This window comes from Methanosarcina soligelidi (assembly GCF_000744315.1).
Lineage (GTDB): Archaea > Halobacteriota > Methanosarcinia > Methanosarcinales > Methanosarcinaceae > Methanosarcina > Methanosarcina mazei.
On record NZ_JQLR01000001.1, the window covers coordinates 796,729 to 812,383 of the forward strand.

Annotated in this window: 11 protein-coding genes; 5 read left to right on the forward strand and 6 right to left on the reverse strand. The window is 45.8% G+C overall.

All coding sequences use genetic code 11. The annotated features are described in order from the left end of the window. The first annotated feature begins 196 nt into the window (after positions 1-196). From htpX to M886_RS03550, 4 genes are all read left to right on the forward strand, one after another. Positions 197-1,060 carry a zinc metalloprotease HtpX gene (gene htpX / locus M886_RS03535; RefSeq protein ID WP_011033185.1) on the forward strand — a complete coding sequence of 288 codons (864 nt, stop codon included), beginning with the start codon at positions 197-199 and terminating at the stop codon, positions 1,058-1,060. A gap of 590 nt (positions 1,061-1,650) precedes the next feature. Beyond that, positions 1,651-2,304, forward strand: coding sequence for a thymidylate synthase (locus M886_RS03540; protein ID WP_011033186.1), 654 nt, complete (start codon positions 1,651-1,653; stop codon positions 2,302-2,304). A 103-nt stretch (positions 2,305-2,407) separates the two neighbouring features. Then, positions 2,408-3,700: a 3-phosphoshikimate 1-carboxyvinyltransferase gene (gene aroA, locus M886_RS03545; RefSeq protein ID WP_015411680.1), complete on the forward strand. Its 1,293-nt coding sequence runs from the start codon at positions 2,408-2,410 to the stop codon at positions 3,698-3,700. 132 nt (positions 3,701-3,832) lie between these two features. Then, on the forward strand, positions 3,833-4,813 hold the full coding sequence (locus M886_RS03550) for a 50S ribosomal protein L11 methyltransferase (RefSeq protein WP_015411681.1): 981 nt from the start codon (positions 3,833-3,835) through the stop codon (positions 4,811-4,813). Between the two features lie 345 nt (positions 4,814-5,158). Here M886_RS03550 and mcrA read toward each other — a convergent pair whose 3' ends face one another. From mcrA to mcrB, 5 genes are read right to left on the reverse strand one after another with little or no spacing between them, the layout of a single operon-like run. Next, positions 5,159-6,871: a coenzyme-B sulfoethylthiotransferase subunit alpha gene (gene mcrA / locus M886_RS03555; protein WP_048050667.1), complete on the reverse strand. Its 1,713-nt coding sequence runs from the start codon at positions 6,869-6,871 to the stop codon at positions 5,159-5,161. 10 nt (positions 6,872-6,881) lie between these two features. Beyond that, on the reverse strand, positions 6,882-7,628 hold the full coding sequence (gene mcrG / locus M886_RS03560) for a coenzyme-B sulfoethylthiotransferase subunit gamma (RefSeq protein WP_048050668.1): 747 nt from the start codon (positions 7,626-7,628) through the stop codon (positions 6,882-6,884). Between the two features lies 1 nt (position 7,629). Then, complete coding sequence (mcrC, locus tag M886_RS03565) at positions 7,630-8,250, reverse strand: methyl-coenzyme M reductase I operon protein C (RefSeq protein WP_048050669.1); 621 nt, start codon at positions 8,248-8,250, stop codon at positions 7,630-7,632. A gap of 6 nt (positions 8,251-8,256) precedes the next feature. Further along, a complete protein-coding gene (gene mcrD, locus M886_RS03570; RefSeq protein ID WP_048042495.1) occupies positions 8,257-8,769 on the reverse strand; it encodes a methyl-coenzyme M reductase operon protein D in 513 nt (170 codons plus the stop codon). A gap of 24 nt (positions 8,770-8,793) precedes the next feature. Continuing rightward, positions 8,794-10,098: a coenzyme-B sulfoethylthiotransferase subunit beta gene (mcrB, locus tag M886_RS03575; RefSeq protein ID WP_048050670.1), complete on the reverse strand. Its 1,305-nt coding sequence runs from the start codon at positions 10,096-10,098 to the stop codon at positions 8,794-8,796. Between the two features lie 419 nt (positions 10,099-10,517). Between mcrB and mmp10 the strand changes: the two genes are divergently transcribed. Then, positions 10,518-11,753, forward strand: coding sequence for a methyl coenzyme M reductase-arginine methyltransferase Mmp10 (gene mmp10 / locus M886_RS03580; protein WP_048050671.1), 1,236 nt, complete (start codon positions 10,518-10,520; stop codon positions 11,751-11,753). A gap of 359 nt (positions 11,754-12,112) precedes the next feature. Here mmp10 and M886_RS03585 read toward each other — a convergent pair whose 3' ends face one another. Continuing rightward, positions 12,113-15,649: a DNA polymerase II large subunit gene (locus M886_RS03585; RefSeq protein ID WP_048050672.1), complete on the reverse strand. Its 3,537-nt coding sequence runs from the start codon at positions 15,647-15,649 to the stop codon at positions 12,113-12,115. Positions 15,650-15,655 lie beyond the last annotated feature (6 nt).

The following is a 15,655-nucleotide window of genomic DNA, read 5'->3' on the forward strand; positions in this document are numbered from 1 at the left end:
GGTTTTATGGATAAAAAGGAAAACCATGTGGCACCATTGTAGAAACCTGCCTGATGCGAGATAAAAAATATATATCTGTAAACAGAATACTTATTATTGATTCTATTTAATCGAACTTATTAAAATAAGTCCAGAACATAGAAATCAAAGACCGAAAACCCAGACGTTAGCCTGGGAGGACGTCGTGTGAGAAGTCATGAAGAACATGCTTAAAACTACAGTTTTGCTTGCCGCCCTTACAGGTCTCCTTGTTATCATAGGTGACTACTTTGGCGGAACAGGCGGAATGATCATCGCATTCCTGTTTGCAGTAGTTCTCAACTTTGGGAGCTACTGGTACAGTGACAAGATAGTCCTTAAGATGTACAGGGCAAAAGAAGTTTCCCCTGCGGAAGCTCCAAACCTGCACAGGATTGTCGATGGGCTCGTGATGAAAGCAGGAATACCAAAACCTAAAGTGTATATTGTACAGTCCGGAATGCCCAATGCCTTTGCAACCGGCAGAGATCCAAAGCATGCGGCTGTGGCTGCAACTACCGGAATTCTTGAGCTCCTCTCTTATGAAGAGATGGAAGGTGTACTGGCACATGAGCTGGCACACGTAAAGAACAGGGATACCCTGATAAGTGCTATAGCTGCAACCCTTGCAGGTGTTGTCACAATGCTTGCTCACTGGGCGCAGTGGGCTGCAATATTCGGCGGTTTCGGAGGCAGGGACGATGACGGCAACGGCGGAATCGTTGGCCTTATCGCAATGGCCATTGTGGCGCCGATTGCTGCAACCCTCATCCAGCTTGCAATCTCAAGGTCAAGAGAATTTGCAGCCGATGAAGAAGGAGCCAGGATTTCCAGAAAACCATGGGCTCTTGCTGATGCTCTTGAAAAGCTCGAATATGGGAACTCTCATTACAGAGCGAGAGTCTCAGATGTACAGGCAAAGGAAAGCAGTGCCCACATGTTTATTGTCAACCCTCTGAAAGGAGGAGCTGTTCAGTCCCTCTTCAGGACTCACCCCGTGACCGATGAACGTGTAAGGCGCCTGAGGGCAATGAAGTTCTAAAACCCTCTAACTTTTTAAGTTTCATTTTTATTTCTACCTTTTGACCTATCTTCGATTTTGTTCTTCGATTCATTTTTAATTTGTTTTCAGTATTCATCTTTCTAATTTTCATTTTCATGTATAGTTTCTTTAAATTCTTTAATCGTAAATTTCAGGTCCGTTTTCTCTTTGAAAGCCTTCCCGGTATTTTTTTAAACATAGCGTGCTATATGGTATCAGACTACACAGGAATTATCAGACTCACAGAGAAAAGACACTTATAAAAGAAACTTATAAAAGAAACTTATAAAAGAAACTTATAAAAGAAACTTATAAAAGAAACTTATAAAAGAAACTTATAAAAGATAGTGATAGATGAAATAAATAGACTGATAGCCTGCAAAAGATAGAAGAAAAGATATCTGTTCATGGTAAGATTACCGATAAAAGGTAAAGACAAGATCCAACAAATTAAATTATATCAGTCCATATCTGATGTTTGTAGAATGCTTGATAAAGCAGACAGATAACTCGGGTGAAGAACACTTCTGGTATAACAAATTATTGCACGGTTATTCACACCCTATTCCTATCTGATTGGGGAGCTTTTTATGGAAAACAAGTTTGAGATTGGCAGGATCATCAGGGCAAAGAACATTTCTGATGCATGGTACCGCGGACTTAATATTATCTGGAACCACGGGAGAGTAATTACTGACGAAAGGGGAAGCCAGATAAAGGAATTCATGGATCTGATGGTGGTAATTGAAAATCCCTATACAGACAGAATTCCCGCAGATACTGCCTGGAATGAGGAAAGGCTTGAAGAATATGCGAAACAGCTGATCTCAGGCGAAAACATACAGGACTTTGAGTACACCTACGGGCAACGCCTGAGGAACTGGAATGGGGAGGTGGACCAGATAGAGTATGTAATCGAAAAGCTGAAGGAGAGTCCTACCTCCAGACGTGCTACAGCTGTAACCTGGATTCCGCCTGTGGATACAAAGGTCAATGAAGTCCCCTGCATGATCCTGGACGACTTCAAGATCCGGGATGAGAAAGTCCACCTTACTACACTTTTCAGGAGCCACGACTTTGGGGGAGCTTACCCTGCAAACCTTTACGGACTCTCCAAACTTCTTGAATACGTTGCCGAAAAAGTAGGAGTGGAGCCAGGAGTAATCACCACTGTAAGCATTTCAGCCCATGTCTATGACCACGACTGGGACATGGTAGAAAACATTGTGAAAGGTATAAACTGAAAGTTTCGCTCAAACTCAGCAGTCAACTGTTTCAAAAGGTAAAAAGAAAGCAGTCAAACTCAACAACACCCGGATTAAAAAAATAGAAGAGCTCTGATTATACATGCGCGCCTCAATTAGCAAATCCTCAATCAAAGGGGAGGTCTTTGCCCCTCCTTCAAAGAGTTACACCCACAGGGCTATAACTCTCGCAGCCCTTTCAAAAGAATCGATCATTCACCGTCCCCTCCTTTCCGCTGATACTCTTGCTACAATCAGAGCTTCTGAGATGTTCGGAGCCGCGGTTAGACGGGAGAAAGAAAATCTCATCATCCAGGGATCTAATGGAAAGCCCGGTATTCCTGATGATGTAATTGATGCCGCAAATTCAGGGACAACCCTCCGCTTTATGACAGCAATAGCAGGCTTAACTGACGGAATCACTGTACTTACAGGAGACTCATCTCTTCGCACGCGTCCAAACGGACCTCTTCTTGAAGTTCTCAACAGGCTGGGAGCAAAAGCCTGTTCTACGCGAGGAAACGAAAGAGCGCCTATTGTGGTCAAAGGAGGAATTAAGGGATCTGAAGTGGAAATAAGCGGCTCGATCAGCTCCCAGTTTATCTCTGCTCTTCTTATAGCCTGCCCGCTTGCTGAAAACAGCACCACTCTTTCCATTATAGGAAAACTGAAGTCAAGACCTTATGTTGACGTGACCATAGAAATGCTCGGGCTGGCAGGAGTCAAAATCCATACAGATGATAATAACGGCACGAAATTTATCATCCCCGGAAAACAGAAATACGACCTGAAAGAATACACGGTTCCCGGAGACTTTTCTTCTGCTTCCTACCTGCTAGCAGCTGTAGCCATGCTTGAAGGCTCCGAAATCACAGTCAAAAATCTATTCCCTTCAAAACAGGGAGATAAAGTGATTATTGATACTCTCAAACAGATGGGAGCAGACATAACATGGGACATGGAAGCTGGCATTGTGACCGTAAGAGGAGGAAGGAAATTAAAAGCCATTACCTTTGATGCCGGATCAACCCCTGACCTTGTACCGACTGTCGCCATCCTTGCTTCAGTTGCCGAAGGGACCAGCAGAATAGAAAACGCCGAGCATGTCCGCTATAAAGAAACAGACCGGCTTCACGCCCTTGCGACCGAGCTTCCGAAAATGGGAGTCTCCCTCAAAGAAGAAATGGACAGCCTGACAATCACCGGAGGGACTCTTGAGGGAGCCGAAGTCCACGGCTGGGACGACCACAGGATTGTGATGTCTCTAGCTATAGCAGGCATGGTTGCAGGAAACACGATAGTTGACACCACTGAGTCTGTATCGATATCCTATCCTGATTTCTTTAAAGATATGCGAAACCTTGGGGCAAAAATCGAAGAGATTCCTGAAGAATAAGTGAGATAAAAATTACTCTCCGCTCTGCCAAAGAAATCATTAGCCTTCTAAATGAATCTGAACCAGTTCAGGAATAATAAGGAATAATAAGAAATGACATAGTACTTATACAAAATATCCACAATTAAATATATGGAAATAAAGTGCAGGTGCGGAGATAAATGTATAAAACCTGTTTCGGAAGTACTGAAAGACATTGAGTTATTCTACAAACCATGCAGGGATTGCAAAACAGAAAAAATAAGAAAATTCTCTCCTCTGGCAGAACAGATTAACCTGGACGAAATAGATAACCGTTTTGGAAATTGTAAATGCGGCAAAAGGCAGCTTGATATTGTAATGGCTCACGTGCTAAAAGTAATGATAGATGAAGGAATAAAAGATAAAAAAGCTAATTTAAGGAATGCATGTGTTCCTCTTATAACTCCTGGCTATCTAACTGATTATGTACCCTTTTTGCCTGAGAATTCTTTAGTAATATTATCCAGTGAAATGAATAAAGAATGTGCTGAGAGAGTTATAAAGGAAGTTCCGGAAGTTAAAGGAGTTTTAAAGGGAGATGCAAGAAAAACTGTGGGCATAAAAGACTCCGATTCCAGCCCCCATATATATGAACTTCTTGCCGGATGCGATTTAAGATGTGATATTATACAGACTCCTTACGGTGCTTTAGGGATTTACAAATATCAGCATGAAATCCACATAGAGTTTCCGCAGGTACACTCTCCGAAAATAGAAATACTTGAAAAAGCTTTGAAAGATTATAATAATCCTTCTGTTCTTGATTGCACATGCGGCCCCGGAAGTTTAGGAATCACATGCCTTAAAGCCGGCGCGCGAAAAGTTGTTTTTAATGATATATGGCACCCTGCAATAGAAACTACTTTGATTAATCTGGAAGCTAACGGGTTCCCGGTAAAATTCTCAGGCAGCGAAGAAGAATTAATAGCATCCGGAAACAACTTTGAAGTTTACAGTACGGATATAAGAGAATTAGTAAATTACCTGGATGAAAAATATGATATTTGTATCGTAGACACGTTTCCCGGTGTGGATACAGCAGAATTTATCGAAGCCGCAGGCAAATTGGGCAAAAATGTTATTGTAATTTGAAATAGAAATATATGAGCCTGGAATGGAAAGCTGATGGTAGGAAATCGTGGATCACGATATCAAGTGTAAAGGAAAATAGACACACTTCTACTTTTTTTGAATGAGCAAAAAGAAGCAACTTCCCGTAAAATTAGTCCTCTTGAGCCCAGTTCTCAATACTGGCTCTCAATATGTAATTTTGTAAATTAGTCCTCTTGAGCGAGCAAAGCGAGCGAAAAGGACCGCGTGCTCCCGATGCGTAATTCGGGGCGGAAAGGACACCGCCCTCCCGAGGCGGGACTCGGGAAAGAAAGAAAAAGCAGGCCCGAAGGCCTACTCTGTTTTAAGTCGTTTAATTTATTGAGTTTATTTTGCCGGGATGATGAGGGATCTCTCACCAGCAGGCACGAACTCTCTGATGGCACCGCGGCCGAACTCTCTCCTGGGCTCTGCAAAGTTGAAGGGCATGAGATCGTCAGCGAAGCAGACCTTAATGAGTGGGTTGACGGTGAATGCGTCGCCGCGGCCTGCGTGGGCTGCCTGAGCGATACCTGCGTATCCACCCTGGTGACCGACGTTCATTGCGTAGTTGGGGTAGTTTGGACCACGGAGTTCGTCTGGGAGACCTTCGTCGCCCTGGTAGGACAGAACGTTTGTGGCACCACACTGATCCTGCAGGTCGAAACCGAAGAATCCGAGTCTGCCCCATGCTTCCTTGTGCAGGTACATGGAGAGGTACCAGCCTGAGAGACCGGCGTTTGCGTTTGCAGTTCCGAGTGCACATGCGACACCGGCTGCAGCTGCGAGCACGGTTGCTCTCTGGGATCCACCGAAGTGGTCTTCAAGGGCTGTTGGGAATTTCTCGTAGGTCTCGATACCGTAGAGTGTGGACTCGGTTGCGATGTCCTTTACTACATCGAGGGTTGCCTTTACCTTGTTGTCAGTTCCGAGGTTTGCAGCACCGTTGTACTTGTCGTTGATGTAGTCAACGTCGTAGTACACGTTGTTGTCGAGGATATCATCAGTGTATGCAGCGGTTGCATACTGTGTGAATCCGACACCACCGGACATGTAGGATCCGAGCCAGATCTGGTCGTAGAGCATGCATCCTGCACCGACGACTTCAAGGGCAATCTTTGCTGGGTCCTGGGATGTGCGGCTTGTCTGGATGATGTCTGAGAGGTGACCGAAGGAAAGTCCACCGGGCTCGTTTGGTCCACGTGCACGCCTTGCCGGGAGCATTTCACCCATGGAGACAAGAGCTGCGTGCTTTGCAGCGAAGGACAGGTCAGCGACTGCTGCTTCACCGGCGCACATTGCGTATGCGGAGATGAAGGACATACCGATCTGCATGGCTGCCCACCTGGAGGTCTGAGCACCGTCAGTTGTTCTGGAGACAATTGTTGGGATGTGGATTGCCTGCCAGGATGTCTTGCCGATGGAGGCCTTAATCTGGGCTGCCTGCTCTTCGGAGAACATCTTGTTGATGTTGATGACGTACTGCTTGTCGATTTCGTCTGCGAGTTCGTCGTCACCGGTAAAGACCTTGACGTAACAGTCGTCAACGAGAGCGGGGTGGGTTTCGACCATCATTTCCTGAACCACTGCTGCACCGGGCATGGCGTGGTTAAGGACTTCAAGGTAGTGGTTGATGGTTTCAGGGGTAACTTCCTTACCCAGCCTCTTCTCGAGAGTCTCGTGAGCCATGTCAAGACCGACGATACAGGTTCTCCTGATGTCGTCCCACATCTGCTGCATTGCAGCGTTGTTGACATAGTGGAGGTCATCGGGTTCTGCAACAATGTCAGTTCCGGAAATGGTGTAAGGAGTGATTGCACGCTGACCGAGGGGTGCACCTGAGTGCATCATTGGGTTGTAGAATGCAATGCCTCTCTTTTCTGCGATTTCCTTTCCGGCTTTGATCATTTCGGCTTTTCTTGCGTCCTGCTCAGGACCGAGTCTCAGGAACTTTTCAGTCTTGGCGGTAATGTCTCCACCAGTCTGCTGGTTTGAACCATATTCCTGTGTGAACTTGACTTCCATTGATTTCTTGAATTTAGAGAAAATATCTGCTGCCATTATGATCACCTCATTTAGGCTGGAATCCGTACTTAGTTCTCAGATCGAAGATCTTCTGTACCCATTCAACGACTTCTGCATCGTCCCTGAAGGCTACATTGTCCACACGGTAGATGGTGGTTCTCTTTGCAGCTTCTTCACTGGACATTGGCTTGCCGAGGTCTACTTTCCTGTCGAGTGGAATTGCGACCTGGTCCTTGTCCATTATGATAGTGCTGCCTTCGAGTCTTCTCCTGTCAAGCATGTCGAACATTACACCGTCTTCCTGGAGACGGACAGAGTGACCGTGCACAGTTGCACCACGCATACCTGCGAGGGCGTGGTCAGTCATTTCAGTTTCCATCTGGACCTTTGCGCACTGTTCCATGTCTCTTTCACGGGCTTCAACAATCTGACGACCGGAAAGGGTACCTGGGTCTACACCTCTGAAGTTGATTGCTGCGAAGTATGATCTGAAGTACGGGGTAGCCGGAGCGTTGTACATTGAGTCAGCGAACTGGACGTACCTGACCCTGTCTCCTGCTGCTGCACCGGGTGTTGGTGCCACTGCTTCGCGGACAGAGCATGCAGGCTCTCCCATTTCTGCGAGTGGTGGGTGGGTGCTCGGGTAGTCGCTCCCTGGGGCACGGTGTCCGAGGACTGCAGTTAAGTCTTCATCGGAAATTTCCCTGAGTTTCTCAAGTTTTCCGGACATGTGCTTTCTTCTGTTAGCGCCGACAGATGTAGCGCCTGGATAATACTGTGATTCGTATGCCATCTCATGCAACTCCTTTATGATCTTTTAACTGGTCTAATGTCGTCTTGACGTATTTTACTATTAAACTTAGTTTATCCCTGGGACAGGAGTCACCGCGTGTAACCCCACTTACCATATCCATCACAATTCCTTTGGTACGGATGTTTTCATCCCTTGGCATCACTAATCTCGTCTTTATCCCTGCTTCTGCAAAATCCTCAAAATCCACCGGAATCTGGCTGACTATGATTGCCGGTATGTCTACCTGGCTCAAAATTTCTCTGGTTTTTCTGATTACATGGTCTTTGATATTCCCGAGGTGAATAACAGCCAGCTTGTGCATTTCGATCTGTGCGACTTCTACCGGACTCAATACAAATGATCCTGTCCTCATGCCTGATTCCGGGATACCTGAACCTGAGTAAAGTACAAGCACACTCACCTGAATGTTTTCTTTCCTCATGCCGTATGTAATCTCACATACCGGTTTTGTGATATGCCTTTGTCCGGGACTCATGGCAACAGCTACAACGTCGGCACGACCGGCTTCCGAAAGAGTGCCTCTTTGAGCAAGTCCTCCTCCTTTGCCAAGTCCTCCACCGCATCGGCAATCAACCACCTGTGTTTCCCGGTCAAACATCATATCTTTTCACTCATCTTTATCTTCATCGTCTTCTTTCTCTTGTTTCTCAATGAAGACAAGCTGGTTTATTTTGGCTTTGGGATCTACCATACCAAGCAAGCGTGGATCAGCTTCAGGACCAAGTTTAGCGTAGTCAGTTACTGTAGGCTTTCTCCTGAGGAAATGCCCTTCCCTGAATTCAAAAGAGAACGGGAGCATTTTTTCGCATACTGCCCTGACATTTTCCTTGACTTCGGCATTTAAGACCTCAAGCCTGATCCTGCCTACACTAACCCTGAGCTCAATAACCTGACCTCCGATCTGAATAGGCTTTCTCAGAGGATGTTCAACCTTTTCCCCGGTGCCAGGACCATAACCTACCTTTTCAGGAAGTCTATTGCCCTGGATCATAACACGGAGTATCCCATCAACCTGAGAAAGCTCAAGGAGTAATTTCTGAGCAGTCTCAGGGGACAGAATTCTACTGGGAAAGATTTCAATTTGAATGGAATTTTCTGTGTTTGAAGCAGAGTCTGACATCTTTAGACCTTTTAATTAATTTGTTTAGAGCGCTCCTGCAACTGCCTTAATTGGCTGGCGGAATTCCTCGATCGATCCGAACACGTCGCCGATGAGGCCAGATGTTGATTCGATTGTGAACATCTGAGTACCTGCATCCAGAGCTACTGCTGCGCATACGCAGGGAATTGCGAAACCTCTGGAGTGCCTGGTAACGACGTGGTTACCGTTGAATACACCGGGTCCACCGCCACCATAGATTGAGTGGCTGAAGAATGAGAATCCTACTGCAGTACCCTGTACTTTACCATAGTCGCATCCTGGGAGACCGGTTTCCTTCTCAAGGATGTCGTTGAAGTACAGAAGTGTTGAGGAGACGTTCTGGGCTGCACGGCCTGCACCACAGTTTACGAGAGTGGATGCAAGTGTACCGGCTGCGGCATAGGCGTTCCACATTGGGACGTCGTTTGCCTTGTAGAACTTATATCCGGAAGGTGCGGTCTTGTCAACGGAGATCACATTGTTTTCAATTGCCCTGCCGACAATTGATTCGATAACGGTTCCAATGGTTCCGTCCTTACCGTTCTCCTTCACGATGTCATATACCATGTTATTGGCGTTGAGACCCTGGTAAGCGAGACCAAGGAGCTGGTGTCTCTCGAACATACCAACTGCTCCACCCATCTCGAAGATACCGGACTGTTCGTAGATTGAGGAGAGAGCTGCTGCGTTCATTGCGCCACGGTTGGTGATTGCTGCAACGTGGTTGGCCATGATGTTCCTGAGGGAGTAGCCAAGACCTTCGTTGTTCTGGGGGATGCTCAGAATACCCTGAACCTGTCCGCCCATGAGGTCCATTGTCTGCGGGTAGCTTCCCCAGACTGCAGATTTTACGATAGGTGCATCGTATAAGTCTGTTTTAAACATGTCAATGAGGGTCTGGGTAACTGCTGCTGCACCGACTGTTGTTGCAGCCATGAAGTCAGCACCAGCGGCCATTCTGGATGAGGGGGCCTGAATGAGCAGGCTCTTTCCGCCTTTAAGGACCCTGACATTTGTGTCGTCGCCTTCGTCAACCTGGACAAGCTTCTTTACGTTTGCTGCAATAGCATCAACATTGCCTACGATATCGTAGTTGAGTCCACGGCCTAAGATCTGACGGCCCTTACCGCCCATCTTGCCGCTGGCAAGTGCGCCCTGAATACCTGCGAGGTTGACTGCAACGGACCGCTTGGTGTCCAAGATAATCTTTTTAATTGCTGCGTTTCTTGTTGGAGCAAGGCTCATAATGTCGACATTGCTCTCGAGCAGTTTTCCTCTGTCGTCGTAGATGTCTACTGTGTCAGACACTTTAATTTCCTCCTTAATTTATTAAAATCACTTTGGGACTGGTCACCTAATCGAGTGCTTTTGCACTCAATAAATCAAGTACCGCGTCGTTTTTAAGTGTCCACTTTCCCAATGAAATCTCATTCGTTTAGAAGGTACTTAAATCTTTTGTGTTCTCCGCTAGATGAATTCATGTATTTTTTTAAAAATCATTTTATTAAGGTGAAATGTATTTTTGTATAATTATATTAAAAAACAGCATCAATAGAAAATTTAATTTTTAGGGTCACCCAAAAATATCAAAAAATTGACAAAAAACTTATTTATATATTTTTCTGAGAAATGCCTGAATTAATGTAATTTTTTTGGTTCTGTTAATACTCACTCATAGAATCATACCAAAAAGATTTAGTAATATCCTCATTATACGAAAGTTTGATATGGAAGTAGTTGTCGACGTAGGTGGAAATCCCGGGGTAGACTGTAGAGGCTTTTGCAAATACTGCTACTTTAAAAAAGTCAAAGACGTTCAGCCCCTCGGCTGCAAGTATTGCCTCCCCTTTAAAAAAGGGTGCGATTACTGTACTCGCAGCGTAAAAGAATCGTATTCAGGCTTCAAGCCTCTCCAGATGGTACTCGAAGAGACTGCAAATAAGCTGTATTTCGCAACCGGAGAGGTAAAAAAGTTCACTGTTAGCGGAGGAGGAGACTTAAGCTGCTACCCCGAATTGAAGAATCTTATTACTTTCCTGTCCCAGTTCAACACCCCAATACACCTTGGATATACTAGCGGAAAGGGATTCAGCAAGCCTGATGACGCTCTTTTTTACATAAAGAACGGTGTTACGGAAGTGAGTTTCACGGTCTTTGCGACAGACCCTTCCCTGAGAGCCGAATACATGAAAGACCCTGAACCCGAAGCATCTATTCAGGTTCTCAGGGATTTCTGTGCCCACTGCGAAGTGTATGGAGCGATAGTCCTTCTTCCGGGAATAAACGATGGAGAGGTACTTGAAAAGACCCTCAGCGACCTGGAATCTATGGGCGCAAAGGGAGCCATTTTTATGAGGTTTGCAAACTTTCAGGAAAACGGCCTTATCCTTAACAATTCTCCCATTATCCCGGGGATAATTCCACATACAGTCTCCGAGTTCACTGAAATTGTACGCAGTTCTGCAGCAAAACATCCTTCCATGAGGATCACAGGAACACCACTGGAAGACCCTTTAATTGGTTCGCCTTTTGCAATCCGGAACGTTCCCGAAGCCCTCTCAAAACTTCCCGGAGTTACCAAAAAAGCAACCGTTCTTACAGGGCAGGTAGCAGCCCCCAGGCTTACCGAAATATTTGAAGCTCTTGGAGGCAGCGTGAATGTAGTCCCGTTGAAAAAGGACATAGGCTGCCTTATTACAATTGATGATTTCAGAAATCTGGACCTCTCCGAGGTGACTGAAACTGTCTTCATACCTGGAAGAGCTTTTGTGCATGATATGGAAGTCAGGGAAGCTCTCAAAAAGGATGGAGTAGACAGGATTGTTCGCAGAGGACCGGAACGCCTCTCAGTAGACGGTGAAATGTCCATAGGCATGACAAGAGAAGAAGTTCTAGAGCTGGAAATAGAAGGTTTCACAGAGCTTATTAATCAGATTAACTCCCTTGGACTGCCGGTAGATTAAAGCCTTGATCTACTCGGAACCCGTTCAAATTCAGCTTTAAAAAGAGCAAAACATCATCAAAAAAGAGCTATAGAATAAGGTATAGATATTAAAACAGATACTATATAAATCCATAAGAAATTATATAATTATCGAAAAAATCAATAGAAAGCTACTCAATTAGATAGAGAGAACTTTGCAGATAAAAAAAGACCGGAGAATGAAAAAACCTCTTTTCCGGAAGAAAAAAAATCCTGCAGGAAGGTTTGGAGGCATTATTAATAAATATTTCCATTTTTACCGGATTTTAGATTGCCCTACCTTCTCCCTGAAGGCGATAAGAATATTTTCATCTTCCTGAACATTCTCTATTTTTCAACTCAGCGCGCAGACCCGGACATAAAATCCGAGAGTCCAAGCTGCTTAACCTTATGGTTTTCAAACAGAGAGCAGATATCATAGTCAAGAAGCTCGATTCTTTGCCTGGTATAGCTTGAAACCCCGTACCTTTCACCGATCTCTTTTGAAATTTCAAGATATTTGCGGACAGCTCCCTCATGTACAGTCAGTACTACATTGCCCCCGCACTTAGGGCATGCTCCTGTGAGAGGCGGGCGTCTGAATTTTTCTCCACATTTGATGCAGCGCATGCGCTGTCTGGAAAAAGAACGGAGATTTCCAATCAGGTCCGGAAGAAAATGAGACTTTAAAACTCTTTCAGCCACATCAGGTGCATCTACCGCCCTTATCTTGCCAGCCAGGGAGAGTTGAGCCTCCATCTTCTCAATCATGCTTCCAAGAGTCTTATATGAAGATTTCAGAGGACCTGCAGCAATATTTGAAGTATCGTGTGTAAACATAAAGTGCTCGTACTGATCAGGCTTACCCAGCCGGCTGCTGACGAGGTCCATAATGCTTTCAATCTCGGTGGGGCTTTTGATCTCCTGCGTAGCCCTGTAAAACTCAAGAGGATATCTTGCAAGCAAATCAATATTATGGGCTTCTTTGTCCACTTCCTTGGGGTCGATTCTGGTGGTCAACACCAGAGGAGCGTCCATCTTTCCTCCCCTTTTCTCGGGAAGATACGACCTCGAAAAATTGAGAATTCCGTCCATAAGAAGCATTACGCAGTCCTCATCCCCATCACAATTCCTGCGTTTTGAAGCATGAAAAAAAGGATGTGCATAACCTACTGAAGCTTTTGTAAAACCTATAAGGCGCCCAAGCACTCCCGCTGAAGTATGTGGAGCAAGCCCTATCATCAGTACCCCGACGAGGTCCTGAATGGTTTCGGCATTATAGTAGGGTTCAACCTTGTAATACTTCACAAGAAGCTCATCCACATACTTTGCCGTACGCAGCATATACTCAGCCCCATCGTAAGAAAGCAAAAGGTCCTGAACCTTCAGACAGACAACCTGGTCGTCCCTCTCAAGCGGCTTTCCATAGATGTCCTCTTTATAGTCGAGTTCTCTAAGCCTGGCTGCGGTAATTCCGAGCTCATCAGCCCTGATATGCGTAAGGGGGATATCGGACATATCATACCTGACCGTCCCGTCCTTAAAAATATAAACATCATGCTTTGCACGCAGGATTCCTTTTTCCAGAGGCTCGGGAGTCATCTGCCCATTCATGAGCCTTTTTACTCCCTTAATAATATCCATTTTTTCCCTTTCGCCCACATTCTCAAAAGCCTGCTTGTAAATAGGACGGAAATCCAGCTTTACATTCGCAACGGAGGTCGGTTTTCTCCCACACTTGGGGCAGGTTTCTGCACCTCTCACGTCAATTTTGCATCGGGGGCAGGAGAGTTTGGGATTGGTAAATTCCCCGCATTCACAGCGCCAGAAATAAGATTCTTTCCCGCAGGCAGGGCACTCCCTTAGCCCCAGTTCAACTTCGATTTCCCCTATCTTGGCATTCATGCACGAAGTATAATCTGAAGCAGAAACAAGGTTACGCGTCATTCCTCCTGCATTGCTTATCGGGAAAAGAACCTGAGCCGCAGGAGACATCTTTCGCAGGTCGGATTTTTCCGGTCTTCCCATCCTTGCCCCTATCCTTGAAGGAGCCTTTGGATAAACCTTAAACCCGCTCAAAATGCCTGCGGCTTCTACCATATCACCAGTATCCGGCATACTGACTTTTTCTTTAAGCGAACTGTCAAGCCCGAGGCATAAAATAAACGGGAGAGCTTCTTCAACAAAGATACCGCCTTCTTTTACCTTATGCAGAACAAGAAGCTTTTCAAGCACTGGCTTTATTCCCTCTTTAACAGAGTCTTCGAGGGGCAGTTTGAGGATTCCTTCTCCTTCTCTTTCTCCTTCTCTTTCTCCTTCTCTTTCTCTTTCTCCTTCTCTTTCTCCTTCTCTTTCTCTTTCTCCTTCTCTTTCTCCTTCTCCTTCACCTTCCAGAAAGGTCCCTTTTTCAGCTACGAACTTTCTTAAAGCCTCAAACTCATTTCGGTTTATGTCATGCCAGAGATAGGTGAACTTCGGGTGCAGAGGCACATTATACTTCTCTGCAAGCTTGAGGGCAAAACTGGCGGACGGATTTTTCAAATCTTTCTCAAGGATCTTTTCGGAGCAGACGGATTCGTAATCATAAATCCACCACTCGAAAACATAGGGAGAAGGCATGAGAGGATGATTATTCTCCAGGAAGTCCCCGTAATTGATCAGAATTTCCCCGATATCCACAATTACTTCAACCTGTTGGCGGACTTCGTACGCCTCCTTTATATCATCTACCCGGATAAGGTCTCCTGAAAAAAGCCTTACCGTAGGCCCTTCTATTGAGTCCACGGCAGACATTGCGGCAGCTTTACCGGGCCTTTCTATCTTAAGCTGGGTTCCGTTAGTAATAAAATCATCAAGCAAAACCATACCGGCAGGATTAATCCCTGCTGAAGCAAAAGAAGTATTTCTTGACCGCCCGTACCGCAGCCTGAATCCTCCAGGCCTTGAGGGGTGAGAGAATACAGGTCTCCCGGCGATCAGGTCACGGATGTATTTATCCTTTGGCTTGATTTTGTTTTTCTGCTCATCTTCATCGCTTTCCCCGCTTTTAGCTCCCCCGATAAGTGTCTCGAGCCAGTCCCAGCCATCCATCTTCAATTTATTCACGTGCTTTTTGACCTTGGGAGCCTTGAGTGCAAGCCCTTCGGCAAGTACAAGGCACATCCCCCCCCTGACGCGGTTCGTTCCTATCCTTTCAAGGTCCCTGTGCCCTTCGACCTCGGCTTCTTCAGTCGGGTCCCCGTCAATACAAACAGGACAGTTTCGGACTATCAGGCGGATTTCATCTTCAGAAGGCGTATACTGTAAGCTTGCAACCCTCTTATAAAGCAGGATTTCTTCCACATACCTCTCCACTTCCTCTTCTCTTGGCTTATAGCGGTCGATCCCGATCCCGCGTCTCACATAATCGCCAACAAGAACGGAAAGTGCCTGAGCAGTCCCTCCAGCGCTTCTGATAGGCCCGGAATAAAAGATCTTTATGTACTGCGAACCGTCATCATTTTTACCAAGGTCTACCTTATCAATTCCTTCAATAGGAGCCGCAACCACCCCTTCCGTCAGAACCGCCATTGAGACACGAATAGCAGCTTCAACGGCATCTTTCTTTGAAGGAAAACTTCCTACCACCCCTTCAGCAACCTGTTTTCCGATCTCAAGGGCAGCTTCTTCCCTGGACATCCTGACCTCAAGTTCCCGGATCTTTTCAGCAACACCCTTGACTCCAATAAGGTTTTCAACCCTATCCGCAAGGTCTTTGGCAAGAGGGATTTCTACAACGGGTCTGGGATCTCCTCCCCGGGCTCGTGCTCTGTTTGCAATCTCAATTGCTTCTTTTAATCTTGCCTCAAGCCCATCGAAGTACCTGTGCATTTCTTCACTTGCAATAGTTTCACCCATTTTAAA